Genomic DNA, 17,648 nt, shown 5'->3' with positions numbered 1-17,648 from the left:
CGAGCCATCCAGGCGCGGTGCGAGCCCCAAGGAGGGATTCAGGTGACTGTGACTGACGCCTCGACCGTGAACGGGGAAACGCCTCCCCCTCCACCTCCCGCCACCATCAGCTTCGAGGGCAAGTACGGCAGGAACCCGCTGGCGGAGGCCGGTTTCGGCGCCATGTGCCGCCGGCTTCCCTCCGTACTCGGGCACACCGCGCGCATGGCCTGGTCCGTCGACAGGACCGGCGTGGTGCTCCTGCTGGCCTGCCAGCTCCTCACGGGCGCCACGGCCGCGCTCGTTCTCGCGTTCACCGCGCGGGCCATGACCCACATCCTCGGCACCGGTACCGTCACCGAACGCCTGAACGGCGCGCTTCCCTCGCTGACGGTGGTGATGGCCGCCGCGGCAGTCGGCCGGATCAGCGGCGCCCTGTCCTCCTACGCCGACGGGCGGATCACACCGCTGCTGACGACCGAGGCGGACATCGCGCTCGTCACCGCCGTCTGCCGGGTCGAGGCGTCGGCGTACGGGGAGGACGGCTTCGCCGACCGGCAGGAGGCCGCCGAGGTCGGCGCCACCCGGACCCGGTTCATGATCCAGGACAGCCAGCGGTTCACGGCCGCGCTCATCCGCATGATCGCGGCGAGCGGCGTCATCACCGCCCTGCACCCGCTGATGCTGCCGCTGCTCCTGCTGGCCGTCGTCCCGGCCGGTGTGGGCGCCGTACTGTCCGCGCGCGTCGACTACGAGACCCACTACCTCAACGTCGGCGACCGCAACGTCCGCTCCATGATGCGCTGGTGGGCCACCTACTCGCGCTACGGGGACGAGGTCCGCGCCAACGGCATGACCGGCTACCTCGTCTACTGGTACCGCGCCCTGTCCGACCGCATCGACCAGCGCACCCTCACCGCAGCGCCCCGCATGCTGCGCATCGTGCTGGCGACCAGTGCCCTGGGCGGCGTGTTCCTGCTCGGCACCTGGGCCACCCTCGCCTGGCTGGCCACCACCGGGCGTGTCGCCCTTCCGGTCGCCGCCACCGCCGTGGTCGCCGTGCAGACCACGCTGGGCGCGCTGTCGCAGTTCGTCGTCAACGGCGCCGCCATGTTCCACACCTCGCTCTACCTGGCCGACATGCGGTCCTTCCTCGACATGGCCCGCGACCGCGCCCCCAGGCGCGGTGAACTGACCATCCCCGAACGCGTGGACGAGATCCGGCTCGACGAGGTCGTCTACCGGTACCCGGGCAAGGACGAACCGGCGGTCAACGGGGTGTCGCTCACCCTGCGGCGCGGTCAGATCCTCGCCATCGTCGGCGAGAACGGCTCGGGCAAGTCCACCCTCGCCAAGCTCATCACGGGCATCCTCCTCGCCGACAAGGGCCGCGTCGTCTGGGACGGCACCGACCTCGCCGACGCCGATCCCGACGCCGTGTGGAAGCGCACCGCCCTCGTCCCGCAGAACTTCGCCTGCTGGCCCCTGCGCACCCGCGAGAACATCACCCTCGGCCAGCCCCGCACCTACGACGACGGACCGGTCTGGGAGGCGGTCGATGCCGTGGGCATGCGGGAGGCGGTCGAGAAGCTGCCGCGGCGGCTCGACACCCTGCTCGCCAAGGAGCTGTGGGGCGGTGCCGAACTGTCCGGCGGCCAGTGGCAGCGCCTGGTCTGCGGACGCGCGCTCTACCGGCAGACGCCGCTGCTGATCCTGGACGAACCGACCTCGCAGATGGACCCGCGGGGCGAGCACGGAATCTTCGGGAGGATCAAGGCCATCGCCGGCGAACGCATCACCATCGTCGTCACGCACCGCCTGGAGAACACCAGGATCGCCGACCACGTCGTGGTCATGGAGCAGGGCCGCATCACCGAGCAGGGCCCGTACGACGAACTCGTCGAGGCGAACGGGGTCTTCGCGGACCTGCTCCGCCTGTCCCAGGACCGCTGACGGACGCGGGCACGACGGCGGCGCGGCGACGAGGCGTACGCCCGGTTCGGCCGGGCGGACCGTCCCGCCGGCCGCGTCGTGCCGCGCCGCCGCGCGGGCCCCCGTCGAGACACTGTCCGATATGCGAGGGTGGTCCCATGAACGCCGAGAACGCCGAGGCCGCCAGGGCCGCCAGGGCCGGTTTCCCCGCTCCCGTACGTGCCGTCGTGGCGGCTCCCGAACCGGACCGCGTGGTGCGCGCGGTGCAGAACCTGGTGGCGGCGGCGGACCGGCCCGTCGAGGTGGAGGTCGTGGCCTACGGCGCCGGACTGGACCTCGTCCTGGGTGAGGAGTCCGGTGAACAGGTCACCCGGCTGCTGGAGACCGGGGCGCGCGTCCTCGCCTGCGCCAACAGCCTTTCCGGGCGCGGCCTGACCGCCGACATCCTCGTGGCCGGCGTGGGGGTCGTACCGGCCGCCGTGTGGCACCTGGCCCTCCGTCAGCACGAGGGATGGTCCCTGGTCCCGCTGGGATGACGCGCCCGGTCCCGGTTGCCGCCCGGCCCGGCGGGGCTGTCCCCGTGTGCCTCGGGCGCGCGGGGCGCCGGTCAGTCGTGGTCCGGGTGGAGCCGGCGGTTGGTTCCGGACCGGCCGATGTCCAGGTCCAGGAGCGAGGCCAGCGCGGTGCCGCTGTTCCAGAAGCCGAGCAGATCGACGTCGATGAGGCGGAGCCGGTGCCGGGCCGCGAACTCGCGGGCCGGCCGGGTGAAGACGCAGGAGGCGACGAAGACCGGGACGTCGGCCCGGTGCTCGGCTCGTGCGGTGCCGTTGAAGGTCTGGAGGTCACGGCTGCCGACGCTGCGGTGCTTGGCGTACCGCTTGCACTGGATGACGATGCGGCGCCCGTCGGGCAGGCGGCCGGTCACGTCGGCGCCCAGATCGCCCGCGCCGCCGACCCGCCGGACGTCGGTGCAGCCGTCCCGGCGGCACAGTTCGGCGACGTACTCCTCGAACCGGCGGTCGTCCATCGCCCAGACCGCTTCCAGCGACCGGCGCGCCCGCCGCCGTGCCTCCTCGGCGAGCCGGCCTCTCTCGGCCGCCGCCTCGCGTCGCCCGGCCCGCACCAGGCCCGTGACGACGGCCGCGGCCACGACGAGGGCCAGGGCCACCACCAGCGCGATCCCCATCAGGTTCCGCCCCTTCCCCCATCCGGCGGTGCACCGCCGCACCCCCGGGCGGTTTGTTCCCCGTCGGCTACGATCATCAAAGCCTGCCGTGTCCGGCCCGTCACGGCTACGGCCGTTTTCTTGAGGGAGACCGATGATCTTCATCACCGCCAAGTTCCGTGTCCGCCCCGAATACGCCGACCAGTGGCCGCGCATCGCCGACGAGTTCACCGCGGCCACCCGCGCCGAGCCGGGCTGCCTGTGGTTCGACTGGTCCCGCAGCGTCGAGGACCCGACGGAGTACATCCTGGTCGAGGCCTTCCGCGACGACGAGGCGGGGGCGGCCCACGTGCGGTCGGAGCACTTCAGGGCCGCGCAGCGGACCCTGCCGCCCCACCTGGCCGAGACGCCCCGCATCGTCAACACGACGCTGGCGCAGGACGACTGGTCGCTGCTCGGCGAGATGGCCGTCGCCGAGCAGGAATGACGAACCGCCTCGCGGGAGTTGCCCCGCGAGGCGGTTCGACGACGGGTCGGGTCAGCCCAGTTCGACGCGCTCGCCGGTGTGCCCGACCACGGTGACGGTGTCGTCAGAGGTCGAGGTCCACTCGGTCACCGGTGTGAAGTGCCCCGCGTCCAGGTCCTCCTGTGAGACGACGTGGTACGGGAAGGCGCACGTGTAGGAGGCGTGCGCCGCGAGGCCGCGCCACCGGCAGTTGCGTGAGTCGGCCGCCGGGTCGAGATCCCTGAGGTTCCCGCTCGGCACCACCGTGGTGGCCGCGTCGGACAGGTTGGTGACGGTGTAGGTGAAGACCAGCCTGTCACCGGCCTGGTAGCCGTCGTTCCGCGGGTTGGTGAGCGTGCCGCCGGTCACCTGGATGCGCCCCGGTGCGTTGTCGTCGGCCGTCTTCGGCACCTCGACGGTGAAGGACCCGCGGGATGTGCGCCCCTTGGCGTCCGTGAGCGTGGCGGTCACGGGATAGGTGCCGCCGGTCGCGCCCTCGGGGACGCCGAGGGTGACGGTGACGCGCTTGGAGGAGTCCGGGAGGATCAGGTCCGGCGGCGTCAGTTCGTACGTCCAGCCCGCCGGCACCCCGAGGCCGAGGTCCTTCACGTGGAGGGCCGACCCGCTCTGGTTCGCCACCGTGAGTTGGAAGGCCGCCGTGGCACCGCGCTCGACCGTGAGGTTCCCGGCGGTCAGCGGCGCGGCGACGCCCTGGAGCCAGGCGAGGTTGAAGCGGGCGAAGCGGATGCCGCCGTTGCCGCCGTCGGGCTCGTAGAGCAGGCCGACCTTGCCGTCGGGCAGGGTCGCCAGCGTCGAGTAGGCCATACCGGCCGGCTGGAAGACCCGTGCGACCGGCCAGGTCTCGCCGTCGTCGAAGCTCATCCGGACCGTGCCGTTGGCGCGTTGGCCGGTGGAGCCCGCGTTGGAGAAGAGCAGCACCTTGGCGCGAGCAGAGCCCTTCGGCGCGTTGGGGAAGGCGCGGACGATGGAGGCGTTGTTCGCCGGGTCGGGCAGTTCCCGGTCGATGGTCACGGTGCCGTAGGTGACGCCGCCATCGTCGGAGATCGCGACCTTGCGGTAGCCGGAGCGTCCCGAGTCACGGGAGTTGAGCATGACGCGGCCGTCGGAGAGCTCCACGGTCTTGTTCTCGTCCATGCCCGAGCCGACCGGTTCGCCGACCTTCCAGGTCTTTCCGTGGTCGTCGGAGTACACGGACACGGCCTGGAAGGCACCGGCGCCGTTGATGATCGTGTACTGCTGGAGCAGCCGCCCGGCGTACGTGCCGTACTTCAGCTGGATGCCCTGGCCCGACGCGGCGAACCGGGAGCGCCAGCCGAGGTCGGCGGTGACGTCCGAGGTGATGACCTCGTGCTGCCAGGTGCGGCCGTCGTCGTGGGAGACGCTGACCTCGGCGTGCAGCACGTTGCGGTCCTGGGGGTCGACGCCCGGCCGGGACCCGCCGAAGCCCTGGTCGAAGGACTTCACGTGGAAGTTGAAGATGTCGCCGGTTGAGCGGTCGACGAGGTAACTGGGATCGGAGTAGCCCTCGACGGGTGCCTGCTTCCCCCCGTGGACGACCGTCTGCGTCCCCCAGGTGGCGCCGTCGTCGGTGGAGCGGCGCTGGAGGACGGAGTTGGGGCCGGGCGCGTCGATCGCGGTGGGCCGGCCGTCGTAGGCGGCGAGGATGTCGCCGTGGTTGGTGACGGCCAGTGCCGGGATGCGGTAGTTCGGGAACCCACCCTGGCCGTTGGTCGCGAGTTGCTGCTCCGCGTAGAAGGGCTTGCCGGCCTGAGGGGGCGTGGCATCGAAGTCCGGTGCCTGCTTGGTGGCCGCGGTCGCGGGCACGCCGCCCGCCAGTGCCACGACGGTGGAGAGCCCCACCAGTCCTGCTCCCCATCGGAGCCTTCGCCGGAAGTGAGACATCGCTGTCCTATCGCTCGGAACGGCAGGGCGTCTGCCGCCGTCGCGGATCATATGACGTCTGACGTCCGACGTGAACCCTTCCGTCGGCGGCCTTCGTCGCGCTGATGTGCCCTCAGGGCCTCCACGGGCGCGGTCTCGACGCGGGCGGGGTCGTCAACCACACTCGTCCCAGGCGCAGTTGTGCTGCTGTCCGAGGAGACGGTGAAGGGGTCGACGGCATGAAGCCCACGTTCCGACGTCCTGTCCGGCGCGGCCTCGCCGCCGTGCTGGCCGCCACCGCCGCGCTCGCCGTGGCGGCACCGGCGACGGCCGCGGACGCCGGGACCGCCGGGTCGCGCGCCCCGGCGGTCCCGCTGCGGGTGGCGACCTTCAACATCCATGCCGGGGCGGGTGAGGACGAGGTCTTCGATCTCGACCGGACCGCGCGGGCGATTCGTGAGCTGCACGCCGACGTGGTCGGGCTCCAGGAGGTCGACGTCCACTGGGGCGCCCGCAGCGACTTCGCCGACGAGGCCCGGGAGCTGGCCGGGACGCTGGGCATGCGGGTGTTCTTCGCACCCGTCTACGACATGGACCCTGCCACCGAGGGCGCCGAGCGCCGCCGGTTCGGCGTCGCCGTGCTGAGCCGTCACCCGGTGCTGGAGGCCGAGAACCACGAGATCACCCGGCTCTCCACGCAGACGCCCGATCCGGTGCCCGCCCCGGCGCCCGGCTTCGCCGAGGTGACGCTCAACGTCAGGGGTGCGCACGTACACGTCTACGACACGCACCTGGACTACCGTGGCGACCCGTCGGTCCGCAGGGCCCAGGTGGCGGACATGCTCGACGCGCTCGCCGCCGACCGCGGCCCGAAGATCCTGGTCGGGGACTTCAACGCAGAGGCGAACGCACCGGAGTTGGCGCCGCTGTGGCAGCGGCTCGGGGACGCAGACCCGGACGGCGGCGGGACCTACCCGGCGGGCCGGCCCGAAAAGCGCATCGACTTCGTGGCCGTCTCCCCCGACATCACCGTGACCGCTGCCAGGGAGGTCGCAGCGGAGGCGTCCGACCACCGCCCCGTCGTCGCGGACCTGATGCTCCACGGGCGTGGTCGCTGAAACCCCCGGCCCGCCGCCCCTGCGACGGTGCCGGCCAGGGCTCCGAGCCCGTCGCCCGTTGCTCCAGCCGCTCCGGGAGACACCCGGGTCCGGGCGACGAGGCCGGCGTACGGGTCGGGCTCGCGCCGTGCGGCCGCGGCGACGACGCCGACCGACCGCTGAGCGCGCTGGACGGCCTCGCCCGCCGACCGGCGGGGCTCCGCGTCGCGGGCGCCGGCCTCGCCCAGTGCTGTGGCCGGGAGGGTTCGCCGGAAAGCTCGACAACGCGGCTGGGGTCCCCCCTGCTCGAAGAGCTTGGGGGAGCCGTGCCGGGCGTCGCGAGCCGGTGAACCTTGCCGGGAACCGCCGACGCGTCGACCGACCGGCTCACCACCGGCTTCCGAGCCGGAGCCGGGGCGGTGACAGTACCCACGACGGGCCGTGCCCACCGCCCCGCGTCGCGCCCACGCCGGCCTCCGGATGAACCGAACCACCGTGTACGGCGGGAGTATTGACAGTGTCGTCCCGGTCGAAGCCGAGCCGGTTCACCACCTCCACCACGCCGTCGACGCTGTCGCACAGCCGCACGGTGGCCGGGATCAGGCTCCTGCGCTCCACCGTCCCGCTGAGCGTGACCCGGCCCTCGGTGACTTCGACCGCGAGCGCGGACGGCCGCAGGCCCAGCGTCCGGACGATGACGTCCTCCAGGATCTCCTCCTGAATGGCGCGGTCCCGGCGGAGGAACAGCCGCACGAGGTCTCGGCGGCTGATCACGCCGATCAGCCGGCCGTCTCCGTCCACCACCGGCAGGCGCTTGACCCTGTGCCGCTCCATGGCCCGCGCGGCACGCACGGCGTGCCAGCCGGGCTCCGCGACCACGGCGGGGCTCGTCATCAGCTCCCCCGCGTTCCTGCCCACGCCGCCGCACGTCTGCCTGCGCAGCAGGTCCGCCTCGGACACCACCCCGATCGGCCGATCCTCGTCGTCGACCACCGGGACGGCGGTGACGTCGTACTCGTCGAGGACGCGTGCGATCTCCTTGAACGCCGTGCCCGGTCGCACGCTCACGGCGGTGGGGCACATCAACTCGCCCACACTGCGTCGTCTCATCACTCAGCGCCCTTCCTGTCACTCCCCAGTCCACCGCACGCGCTCCCGTCCCGCTGCGGCCGAACAGCCCACGGCGGGAGCCCGAACGTCCCTTCGCCCGTGGCCCGCGCTTGCCTTGGAGCGGACTCCAATTCGTAGGGTCGTCCCACCCAAGTGGACGCCATCCAAGGAGAGTCGTATGCGCCACCGCGTTCTGGGCGGGACCGGCATCGAGGTCAGCCCCTACTGCCTCGGCACCATGATGTTCGGGTTCGTGGGCAACGCCGACCACGACGAGTGCGTCCGGATCGTCCACGCCGCGCTGGACGAGGGGATCAACTTCGTCGACACCGCCGACATGTACTCCGCCGGAGAGTCGGAGACGATCGTCGGCAAGGCGCTGAAGGGCCGGCGCGACGACGTGGTGCTCGCGACCAAGGTCCACTTCCCCATGGGGGACGGCCCCAACCGCGGCGGCAACTCACGGCGCTGGATCGTCCGGGAGGTGGAGGACAGTCTGCGGCGGCTGGGAACGGACTGGATCGACCTGTACCAGGTGCACCGGCCGGACCACACGACCGACATCGAGGAGACACTCTGGGCCCTCACCGATCTTGTGCGGCAGGGCAAGATCAGAGCGTTCGGCTGCTCCACCTTCCCCGCCGACGAGATCGTCGAGGCGTACCACGTGGCCGGCCGGCGGGGCCTCCAGCGGTTCCGCACCGAACAGCCGCCGTACTCGCTGCTGGCCCGCGGCGTCGAGAGGCATGTGCTGCCGGTGGCGCAGCGGCTGGGCATGGGGGTGCTGACCTGGAGTCCGCTGGCCTCCGGGTTCCTGACCGGCCGCTACCGCAAGGGCCGGGCTCTCGATCTGAGCAGCGGGCGCCCCACCCTGCACCCCGACCGCTTCGATCCGGCGGCGCCGCGCACGGCGGCGAAGCTGGAGATCGTCGAGCAGCTCGTCGAACTGGCCGAGGAAGTGGGCTGCTCCCTGCCTGAGTTGGCCGTCGCCTTCCCGCTCGCCCATCCGGCCGTCACATCGGTGATCATCGGTCCGCGTACGATGGGGCAGTTGCACAGCACGCTCAAGGGCAGGTCCGTGGCGCTGGACGACGCGGTACTCGACCGGATCGACGAGATCGTGCCGCCCGGGACCGACATATACCCCCCGGACGGCGTCTGGACTCCGCCGTCCCTCGCCGAACCGGCGCTCAGGCGGCGCCCGGCCGGGTTCCGGTCCGCCGTGTGACGCCCGGCCGCACCGGTTTCTGCACCGGCCCGAGGGTGAAGCCGCTCGGCGGCACGGACATCTCCTGGATCGTCGGCCCGGCCGTACCGGCCTTTCTCTGCTGGCTCACGGGGCGCCGGGACACCGCTCACGTACCGGACCGCATGATCCTCACCACCGAACCGGGGACGAGGACCCGCTCCCCCTCCCCACCCCCTGACACGAAATCGGTCAGAGGGCGGGGGTGTTGAGGGCGTCCAGCAGCCGGTCCGCGGGCAGGGCCGGCAGGGTGCGGCCGCCGAAGCCCGTGGTCGTGGTCGCGGCCAGCAGGGAGTTGAGCACCGCCTCCTCGACGGCGTCGAGGACTGCCTCGAACAGGGGCCCCAGTTCGTCGTCCGCCACCGGGGCCGCCTGCGGTCGCGTGCCGAAGGCGATGGCGTAGTCGCCGCTGCCGTGGCTGTAGGCCGCGCCCGTGCGGGCCAGGGCGAACACGGCCCGCCGGGCGACACGGGTGAGCTGCCGCGCGTCGACGGGGGCGTCCGTGGCCACCACGATCATGCAGGAGCCGGTCTCCGCCGCGGGCGCCGGGTCGCCGGTCAGGCCCACGGACCGCGGGGTGACGCAGCGGCCGAGCACCCGCAGCGTGCCGCCGAAGTTCGCCTGCACCAGGACCCCGGCCATGTACGGCCGGCCCGCAAGGGCGGGCGTGCGCGAGGCGGTTCCGATCCCCGCCTTGAAGCCCAGGGCGCCCGTTCCGGTGCCCGCACCGACGCAGCCCTCGGCCACCGGACCGCCGGACGCCCCGTCGAGCGCGGCCCGGACGTGCTCCCCGTGCACCGGCCGCGCCCGGATGTCGGACAGGAAGCCGTCGTTGCACTCGCCCACGACCGGGTTGAGGCTCCGCACCTCACCGCATCCGGGCCGTTCGAGCATCCACCCGAGGAGGGCGTCGGCGACCCGGAACGCCGACAGGGTGGAGGTGAGCAGCACCGGCGTCTCCAGCGCGCCGAGTTCGGTGACCTGGGTGGTGCCGATGAGCTTGCCGTAGCCGTTGCCGGTGAACACCCCCGCGGGCAGCGGCGCGTGGGGCGCGACGTCACCGGGCACGACGGCGGTCACCCCGCTGTGCACGTCGGGAGGACGCCGGACGGTGGCGTGCCCGACCCGGACGCCCGGAACGTCGGTGATCGCGTTGAGGGGACCGGTGCCGCCCCGCCCGAAGACGATGCCGAGATCACGGGCCCGAGGCCGGGCGCCCTGTGCCGGCCGCACGTGAGCCATGGGTTCCATGGGACCGGACGCTACGTCATGCACCGTGGGGGCCACCCGGCGCGGGCGGTCAGACCCTGGTCTCCTCCCCGACCCGGGTGTCCGGAGCCGTCGTCGTCCTCCGGGTCCGGCGGCCGGGCATCCACCAGTTGGTGTCCCCGCACAGTTCCATGACCGCGGGAACGAGGATCAGCCGGATGACGGTGGCGTCGACGAGGACGGCGACGGCCATGCCCAGGCCTCCCTGTTTGACGGCGACGTCGGGGCCGAGCAGGGAGGTCGTGAAGACGGCGACCATGATGGCGGCGGCGGCCGTGATGACCTTGGCCGTCCGTGCCATCCCGCGCGCGACGGCCGTACGGGTGTCGCCGGTGCGCTCGTACTCCTCGCGGACCCGCGAGATCAGGAAGACCTCGTAGTCCATCGACAGGCCGAACAGCACCGGGAAGATCATCATCGGTACCCAGGTCGTGACCGGCATCGCGGTGGGGAAACCGAGGGCCGGGCCCAGCCATCCCCACTGGACGACCGCGACGAGCACGCCGTAGGCGGCGCCGATCGCCAGCAGGTTCATCACGGCGGCCTGGAGCGCGATGGTGACCGACCGGACCAGCGCGATCAGCAGCACCAGGGACAGCGCGATGACGACCGCGATCATCAAGGGCAGGCGCGAGCCGATGTCCTCGGCCGTGTCGATCGTGACGGCGTTCGGGCCGCCGACATGGACCGCCGCACCGCCGGGCGCCTTCGGCAGCACGTCGTCGCGGAGCCGGTGGACCAGGTCCGCGGTCGCCTTGTCCTGGTATCCGGTCCTGGGGAAGGCCATGAGGAGCGCGGCCTGCCCGTCCTCGCTGACCTGGGGCGGCGTGGCATAGGCGATGCCCTCGGTCCCGGCGACGGCTTCGGCGACGGCACGCAGGTCGCTGTGATGGGGACCGGCCTCGGTGGCGAGGATCAGGGGAGCGGCGTAGCCGGGCCCGAAGCCCTCGGAGAGGATCTTGTACGAGGTGTAGCTGCTCCTGTCACGGGGCTGGACGCTGGCGTCGGGGTTGCTCAGCCGCATCGACAGCGTGGGGGCGGCCAGCACCAGCAGGGCCGTGCCGGCCAGTACCGCGGCGGCCAGCGGCCTGCGCTGCACCACGCCGGCCCAGCGCTCGGCGAGCGTACGGCGCTCCCGCGCCGGGGCACCGTCGGCCCCGCTGCGCCGGAACGTACGACGGGGCAGGCGCAGCGCGTTGATCCTGTGCCCGGTGAAGCCCAGGAACGCGGGCAGCAGGGTCACCGCGGCGATCATGGTCACCAGCACGATCACCGACGTGGCGACGGCCACTCCGGTCATCAGCCGCTGTCCCATGACGATCAGGCCCAGCAGCGCGATCACGACGGTCGTGCCGGCGAACAGGACCGCGTGGCCGGCCGTGGTGATGGCCTTGACCGTGGCGGTCTCGGGCGTGTCGCCGGCCTGGAGGCCGTCCTTGTAGCGGGTCACGATGAACAGCGCGTAGTCGATGCCGACGCCGAGCCCGATCATCGCGGCCAGGATCGCGGTGAAATCGGGTGCGGGGACCAGATAGGCCACCAGCTTCGTCAGGGCGAGGCCCGCGACGATCGCCGGCAGCGCGGTCACGATCGGCAGGCCCATCGCCACGAGTGACCCGAAGGCGATGAACAGGATCACCGCGGCGGCCACGATGCCCACGCTCTCGGACGAGCCCTGCGGGGGTGTCTCGGCCTTCTCCGCCATCTGTCCGCCGAGCCCCAGTGTCACGCCGTCCCCGGAGGCCTCCTTGACCAGGCTCACCAGGGGCTTGACCTCGGTCTTCCGCACGTCCTTGACGGTCAGTGGGATGGTCGTACGGGCGATACGGCGGTCCTTCGTCACCAGGTTCTCGTCCTGGTACGGCGAGGTCACCGGTCCCGTCACGGGTGAGGCGTCCAGATCGGCGATGACCTTCTCGATCCTCTGCCGGGCGGCCGGGTCGTCGATGCCCTTGTCCGCCTTGATCGCGAGGGTCAGCGTGTCCCCCTGCCGCTCGGGGAAGTACTTCTCGATCAGCGCCTGCGCCTTGGCGGAGTCGGAGCTTCCGCCGGAGAAGTCGTTGTCGGGGGCGGCGCCGTAACCGAAGCCGGCGAACGCCACGGCGATCACGCCTGCGATCCATGCCAGGAGCACCAGGCGGCGCCGCCGGTAGCAGAACCGGGCCAGTGCCGCCAGGGCTCCTTCCGTACGGGGGTTGTCGGTTGCCGTCATCTTCTCCTCCTGCGACTGGACGTCGCCCGATCATGTCCGCCGGACCCACCGTCGAACGTCCCCCGGGCGCAGGCACTTCGGGCTGCCGCCGACGGCGCACGCGGCCACGGCGGATACCGCGGACGCCGCCCCTCTACCACGGGCGCGGTAGTCGGGCGCTCGTCCGTGAGCGGGACCCGCCCGCGGCGCCGTCCGGCTAGGGTGCGCCCATGGACAGAGGACGGTTCGGTGTCCCGGCCGGTGCCGGGGACTGGGCGATCGCCGTCGGTGTGGCGGGGGCGCTGCTGGCCACCGGGCTGTCCGGGCGGCAACCGGCCGGCGACCCCGGTCTGTTCGGCTGCGCGCTGCTGGTGGCCGGTGGCCTGGCGCTGACCGCCCGCCGCCGGGCCCCGCTGCCGGTGCTGGCCGTCACCGGACTGTGCGCGGTGGGTTATCAGGCGGCGGGTTTCGATGTGCCCGCCGTCGCCTACCTGTTCGCCGTGTACGCCGCCGTGCGGGCGGGTCACCGCACCGCCACGGTGGTGGCGAGCGTCGCGATGCTGGCCGCTCTCCCCCTGGCGGCCCTGGTCTCGCTGCACGACACCGGTGAGGCGTTCGCGCGGGCCCGCGGCGCCCTGGAGGTGGCCTGGCTGATCGCGGCCGGCGCGGCGGGCGAGGCACTGCGGCAGGCCGAACGGCGGGCGGACGAGGCCGAGCGCACCCGGGAGGAGACCGCGCGGCGCCGCGCCGACGAGGAACGGCTGCACATCGCACGGGAGTTGCACGATTCCCTCACCCACCAGATCTCGATCATCAAGGTGCAGGCCGAGGTCGCCGTCCATGTGGCCCGCAGGCGCGGCGAGCAGGTGCCGTCGTCCCTGCTGGCGATCCAGGAGGCCGGACGTGAGGCGAGCCGGGAACTGCGCGCGACCCTGGAGGCGCTGCGCGACGACGACACGGCCCCGCCGCGCGGCCTCGACCACGTACCGGAGTTGGTGGAACGGGCCCGTGCGATCGGCCTGGACGCGACGCTGACGATCAGAGGGCGACGGCACGACGTGCCCGCCGCGGTGGACCGGACCGTCTACCGGATCGTGCAGGAGTCGCTCACCAACATCGCCCGGCATGCCGCCGCGGACTCGGCGTCGGTCCGGATCGACTGCCGTCCGGACGCACTGACGATACGCGTCGACGACGACGGCAGGGCCACACGGGAGACCACCCCGACGCCCGGCGTCGGACTGCTCGGGATGCGGGAGCGCGTCACCGCACTCGGGGGCCGGCTGCGGGCCGAGCCGCGCGTCGAGGGGGGCTTCACCGTCCAGGCCGAACTCCCCGTGGAGCAGGCGTCGTGATCCGTGTCCTGCTCGTCGACGACCAGCCGCTCCTGCGCAGCGGATTCCGCGCGCTGCTCGACCTGGAGGGCGACATCGAGGTGGTGGCCGAGGCCGGTGACGGGCAGGAGGGCCTGGCACTGGTCCGGGAGCACCTGCCCGACATCGCGCTCGTCGACATCCGGATGCCGGTCCTCGACGGCATCGAGATGACCCGGCACATCGCCGCGGACCCCGCGCTGTCCGGGGTGCACGTCGTCATCCTGACCAACTACGGCCTGGACGAGTACGTTCTGGACGCGCTGCGCGCGGGCGCGGCCGGGTTCCTCGTCAAGGACATCGTGCCGGAGGACTTCCTGCACGCGGTGCGTGTGGCCGCGCGGGGCGACGCCCTGCTCGCGCCGTCGATCACCCGCAAGCTGATCAGCCGGTACGTCACCCAGCCGCTCGGCGCGGAAGCCGGCCCGGGGCTCAGGGAGTTGACCAACCGCGAGCGCGAGGCCGTCGCCCTGGTCGCGCAGGGGCTGTCCAACGACCAGATCGCCGACCGCATGGTGATCAGCCCGATGACCGCGAAGACCCATGTCAACCGGGCCATGGTCAAGCTCCATGTCCGCGACCGTGCCCAACTCGTCGTCCTCGCCTACGAGTCGGGACTGGTGACACCTCGGAGCCGCTGACCGCGTCCGTCCGGCTCGCGGGGCCGGCCCACCGCGGGAGCGTCGGCGGGAACGAACCGCACCTCCTTACACACCTCCGCGCCTTTCCCACCCGCCGGGGCCCGGTGGCCGGGCGGGTCCGGCGGCTCGTCGGCCGTCACCACCCTGCGTCGTGCACCGGGCCGCCGCGGGCCCCGGAGGCCGACAGGCCGCGCGCCTCCGACCGGGCGATCAGGGTCACTCCGCACAGTGAAACCTGTGCGCCCGCAAAACCGGCCGTCCCGGCGGGAAACCCTGGCCGTACGGCTGGGATGCCGCAGTGCGGCCAGGGACGGAGCCGGCACGGAGAGCGAGATGACAATTGCGCAATGTGATCTTCTGTGTGTGTCGTCGGGCAGCGGGCCCGAGACGTCCGAGGAGATCTCATGCACGGATCCGCTGTCGCCGACCGGCGGTTCGGCGCTGACAGTGCCCTGACGGCCCATGGGGTCCCGGGCAGGGCAGGCGACTGCGGCGCTTCGGGGTCGCGGACGGGCAGCACGCTGCCGTCGGTCCGGGCGGCCGGGGAGCGGACCACGCTCGCCGGGGCCGGTTTCGTCCGGGCGGCACCGTTGCTCCGCGCTCCGCGGACGCCCGACGCCACGACCACAGGGAGCGTCCATGACCAGTGACCTCAACACCGGAACCGCAGCAAAGCCGCCACCCCGGGAGGCCGGCGTCCACCCCGGCCGGCGACCGGGGGCCCGGCTGTCCGCCTACCTGTGGCCGGCCAGGCTCGGCATGGTCGACTACTACCTCAGCGTGGCCGTCGTCCTGTCACTGCTCCCCACCGCCCGGCAAGGGCTCGACGGGGCGTCGCTGCTGACGTCGGCCGCGTTCCTGCTGGGCGAGGTGTGCCTGGTGGCGGCGGCCGTCGCGTTCGACGACGTCACCGGCCACCGGGACGAAAGCGACGCTGCCAACCACGGCCCGGACGCGGCGGCGCGGGCACTGGCAGGCAAGACCCTGCCGGCCGGGACGCTCACCGAGACGGCCGCGATCCGCTTCGCCGGGTGCGCGCTCGTCGCCGGGGCTCTGTGCTGGGCGGCGGCGCTGTTCTGGGCGCCGCACCGCCCGTTGTGGGCCGTGCTCGCGCTCGTGGCCACCGCCGTCGTCGTCCCGCAGTACTCCTGGGGACTGCGGCTCAGCCACCGGGGCTTCCAGGAAGTGTTCCTCGCCGTGGTCGGCTGGGCCTTCGTGCTGCCACTGTTCGGCCTGCTCACCGGAAAGGCCGGCGGGCTCGCCGCCGTGGAGGCGTTCCTGTTCGGGCTGGGTCCGCTCCTGTTCGGCGTGTACTCCAACACCCACGATGCCGAAGCCGACCGCGCGGCGGGCCGGCCGACCGCCGCGTGCCTGCTGTCCCCCCGCGGCAACCGTCTGTTCATCGGGGCGCTCTCGGTGGTCGAGACCACCGTGATCGTCACCGCCCCGCTGCTGGACCTCGCCCTGTGGTGGTTCCCGCTCGCCTTCGTCCCGCTGAAAGCGACCCGCGCCCGGCAGTTCACGGTCGGCATGGTGCGCGGAGACATTCTGCGCGGCCGGCTGCTCGGCATCCGGGCCCACCGGCTCCTGGTCGTCACACTGGTGGCGGTCAACCTCCTGGTCGCCGGCTCCGCCTGAGCCGGAAAGGCGGCGCGGGTACCGGAGCCGACGTCCCGCGCCCCGCCCGACCCGCCGCGCCTCACCTTCCTTCAACTCCCGTGCGTGTGACGTGACTCCACGGAGGTACCCGATGAAGCTCCCCGCCCCCGGAAGGTTCTTCGACGACCTGGCCGACCGCGGCACCGGGACGACGGTCCATCTGAGCCGGCCGCTGGACATCGCGGACGACGGCCGGACGACGTACGACCTCCCTGACCTGGCCCGGTTGGTGAGCCAGGCCGCGGGCTGGCTGGAGGGGCTGGGCGTGGCGCCGGGCGACCGGGTCGCCGTGATCAAACCCAACCACTGGGACTACGTCCTGCTCGCCTGCGCCGCCGCCCGCATCGGCGCGGTGCCCGCGCTGATCTCCGACCGCCTCCCGGCGGAGACGCTCCAGGTGCTGCTCAGGCGCCTCGACGCCACCGCGCTGGTCACCACCGCGGTCACGCTGGCGGCCGCGCGCGGCGCGGAGACCGACCTCACCGCCTTCACCCGCCGCACCCTCACCCTGGACGCCCCGGCACCGGGCGCGATCACGCTCGCGGACGTGCGCGGCCACCGGACACCGTCGCCCCGCCCCCGCCCGGACGACCTGACCCTGGCCATCATGCACACCTCGGGAACCACCGGGATCCCCAAGCTGGTCCGGCACTCCGCCCGGACGCTGATCCACCGGATCGCCGCCGCCGAGGCACGCCGCCTGCCCCTGGTGTCCACCCGGCGTGACGACACCGTCGCCCAGGCGGCGTCGTACGCGCACGGGCGGGGCCTCGCCTGGACGATCAGCGTGCTGTGGCTCGCCCCGCGCGCTGCGGTGATCCTGGACGGCTACGACCTCCGGCTCGCCGAACCCGTCCTGCGCGCCCATCCGCCGACCGTGCTGGAGGCCGCGCCCTCGGCCTTCGTACGCTGGCAACCGCTGGCGAGAGAGCCGGACACCCCGTTCCACGACGTCCGGCTCTACATCAACACCTTCGACGCCGTCCACCCGCCCACGGTACGGACGTTCCTGACCGCGACCCGGCGCCGGCTGCCGCTGTGGGTGCAGGTGTGGGGACAGTCCGAGACCGGGCCGCTCACCTTCCGCTGTCTGACGCGCAGGTCCGTACGCGCGATCGGCGAGCGCCACCCCACCACCCGTGACCTGGGGCGGAGCGCGCCCGGCAGGACCGGGCTGCGTGTGGTGGACCCGGCGACCCTCCAGCCGCTGGGGCGGGGCAGGGCAGGTCTGGTGCAGGCGCGCACCCGGACGCTGTGCGCCGGATACGTCAGCGAAGCGGAGAGGATGCGCGCCAAGTTGTCCGGGCCCTGGTTCACCACCGGGGACCTCGGGCTCATCACCCGCTCCGGCCGGCTGCTGCTGCTCGACCGCGAGGTGGACACGATCCCCGACGGCCTCCGGTCTGGCCTGCGCCTTACAGCCGGCCCGAGCCGGCCGCTCCGTGCGGGCGCTCGAGGCGGATGACCAGCCGCCGGGCCTGCCGGAGGCGAGGCCGCCGTCCGCTCGGCCGAGATCGTCACGCACCGGATTCTGTCCGCCGACGCGCGCCGAGGTCTCTGCTTTTCCCGCGCGTCCTGG

The 17,648-nt window shown here is 72.8% G+C and carries 14 protein-coding genes; 9 read left to right on the top strand and 5 right to left on the bottom strand.

Translation table 11 applies throughout. The features are described 5' to 3' along the window. The first annotated feature begins 48 nt into the window (after window positions 1-48). Both OIE49_RS34650 and OIE49_RS34645 read left to right on the top strand, forming a co-directional pair. Window positions 49-1,932, top strand: coding sequence for an ATP-binding cassette domain-containing protein (locus OIE49_RS34650; RefSeq protein WP_326806414.1), 1,884 nt, complete (start codon window positions 49-51; stop codon window positions 1,930-1,932). A 137-nt stretch (window positions 1,933-2,069) separates the two neighbouring features. Next, entirely contained in the window at window positions 2,070-2,447 is a 378-nt protein-coding gene (locus tag OIE49_RS34645; protein WP_326805753.1) for a DsrE family protein, read from the top strand. A gap of 71 nt (window positions 2,448-2,518) precedes the next feature. Here the strand turns inward: OIE49_RS34645 and OIE49_RS34640 are convergent, their stop codons facing one another. Further along, the gene (locus OIE49_RS34640) at window positions 2,519-3,097 is read right to left on the bottom strand and encodes a restriction endonuclease (RefSeq protein WP_326805752.1); all 579 of its coding nucleotides are present in this window, start codon (window positions 3,095-3,097) and stop codon (window positions 2,519-2,521) included. A 133-nt stretch (window positions 3,098-3,230) separates the two neighbouring features. On the opposite strand from OIE49_RS34640, the gene OIE49_RS34635 reads away from it, so the two are divergent. Next, window positions 3,231-3,563 (top strand): putative quinol monooxygenase, encoded by a 333-nt coding sequence (locus OIE49_RS34635; protein WP_326805751.1) that lies wholly within the window; start codon window positions 3,231-3,233, stop codon window positions 3,561-3,563. Window positions 3,564-3,614: 51 nt separating this feature from the next. Here OIE49_RS34635 and OIE49_RS34630 read toward each other — a convergent pair whose 3' ends face one another. Further along, complete coding sequence (locus tag OIE49_RS34630) at window positions 3,615-5,462, bottom strand: exo-alpha-sialidase (RefSeq protein WP_326805750.1); 1,848 nt, start codon at window positions 5,460-5,462, stop codon at window positions 3,615-3,617. Between the two features lie 260 nt (window positions 5,463-5,722). On the opposite strand from OIE49_RS34630, the gene OIE49_RS34625 reads away from it, so the two are divergent. After that, entirely contained in the window at window positions 5,723-6,601 is an 879-nt protein-coding gene (locus OIE49_RS34625) for an endonuclease/exonuclease/phosphatase family protein (protein ID WP_326805749.1), read from the top strand. Window positions 6,602-6,967: 366 nt separating this feature from the next. Here OIE49_RS34625 and OIE49_RS34620 read toward each other — a convergent pair whose 3' ends face one another. Further along, the gene (locus OIE49_RS34620) at window positions 6,968-7,690 is read right to left on the bottom strand and encodes a CBS domain-containing protein (protein WP_326805748.1); all 723 of its coding nucleotides are present in this window, start codon (window positions 7,688-7,690) and stop codon (window positions 6,968-6,970) included. Between the two features lie 178 nt (window positions 7,691-7,868). On the opposite strand from OIE49_RS34620, the gene OIE49_RS34615 reads away from it, so the two are divergent. Beyond that, the gene (locus tag OIE49_RS34615) at window positions 7,869-8,918 is read left to right on the top strand and encodes an aldo/keto reductase (protein ID WP_326805747.1); all 1,050 of its coding nucleotides are present in this window, start codon (window positions 7,869-7,871) and stop codon (window positions 8,916-8,918) included. Window positions 8,919-9,128: 210 nt separating this feature from the next. On the opposite strand, the gene OIE49_RS34605 is transcribed toward OIE49_RS34615, so the two are convergent. Together OIE49_RS34605 and OIE49_RS34600 are read right to left on the bottom strand one after the other, a co-directional pair. Continuing rightward, window positions 9,129-10,187: a P1 family peptidase gene (locus OIE49_RS34605; RefSeq protein WP_326805746.1), complete on the bottom strand. Its 1,059-nt coding sequence runs from the start codon at window positions 10,185-10,187 to the stop codon at window positions 9,129-9,131. 49 nt (window positions 10,188-10,236) lie between these two features. Beyond that, entirely contained in the window at window positions 10,237-12,417 is a 2,181-nt protein-coding gene (locus tag OIE49_RS34600; RefSeq protein WP_326805745.1) for an MMPL family transporter, read from the bottom strand. A 209-nt stretch (window positions 12,418-12,626) separates the two neighbouring features. On the opposite strand from OIE49_RS34600, the gene OIE49_RS34595 reads away from it, so the two are divergent. From OIE49_RS34595 to OIE49_RS34580, 4 genes are all read left to right on the top strand, one after another. After that, window positions 12,627-13,751: a sensor histidine kinase gene (locus tag OIE49_RS34595; RefSeq protein ID WP_326805744.1), complete on the top strand. Its 1,125-nt coding sequence runs from the start codon at window positions 12,627-12,629 to the stop codon at window positions 13,749-13,751. After that, on the top strand, window positions 13,748-14,410 hold the full coding sequence (locus OIE49_RS34590) for a response regulator transcription factor (protein ID WP_326805743.1): 663 nt from the start codon (window positions 13,748-13,750) through the stop codon (window positions 14,408-14,410). The genes OIE49_RS34595 and OIE49_RS34590 overlap by 4 nt, the downstream gene beginning before the upstream one ends. 639 nt (window positions 14,411-15,049) lie before the next feature. Continuing rightward, on the top strand, window positions 15,050-16,048 hold the full coding sequence (locus OIE49_RS34585; protein WP_326805742.1) for a UbiA family prenyltransferase: 999 nt from the start codon (window positions 15,050-15,052) through the stop codon (window positions 16,046-16,048). Window positions 16,049-16,160: 112 nt separating this feature from the next. Continuing rightward, the gene (locus OIE49_RS34580; protein ID WP_326805741.1) at window positions 16,161-17,534 is read left to right on the top strand and encodes an AMP-binding protein; all 1,374 of its coding nucleotides are present in this window, start codon (window positions 16,161-16,163) and stop codon (window positions 17,532-17,534) included. Window positions 17,535-17,648 lie beyond the last annotated feature (114 nt).

The organism is Streptomyces sp. NBC_01788 (genome assembly GCF_035917575.1).
Lineage (GTDB): Bacteria > Actinomycetota > Actinomycetes > Streptomycetales > Streptomycetaceae > Streptomyces.
This window is presented reverse-complemented; position numbering and strand designations above follow the sequence as displayed.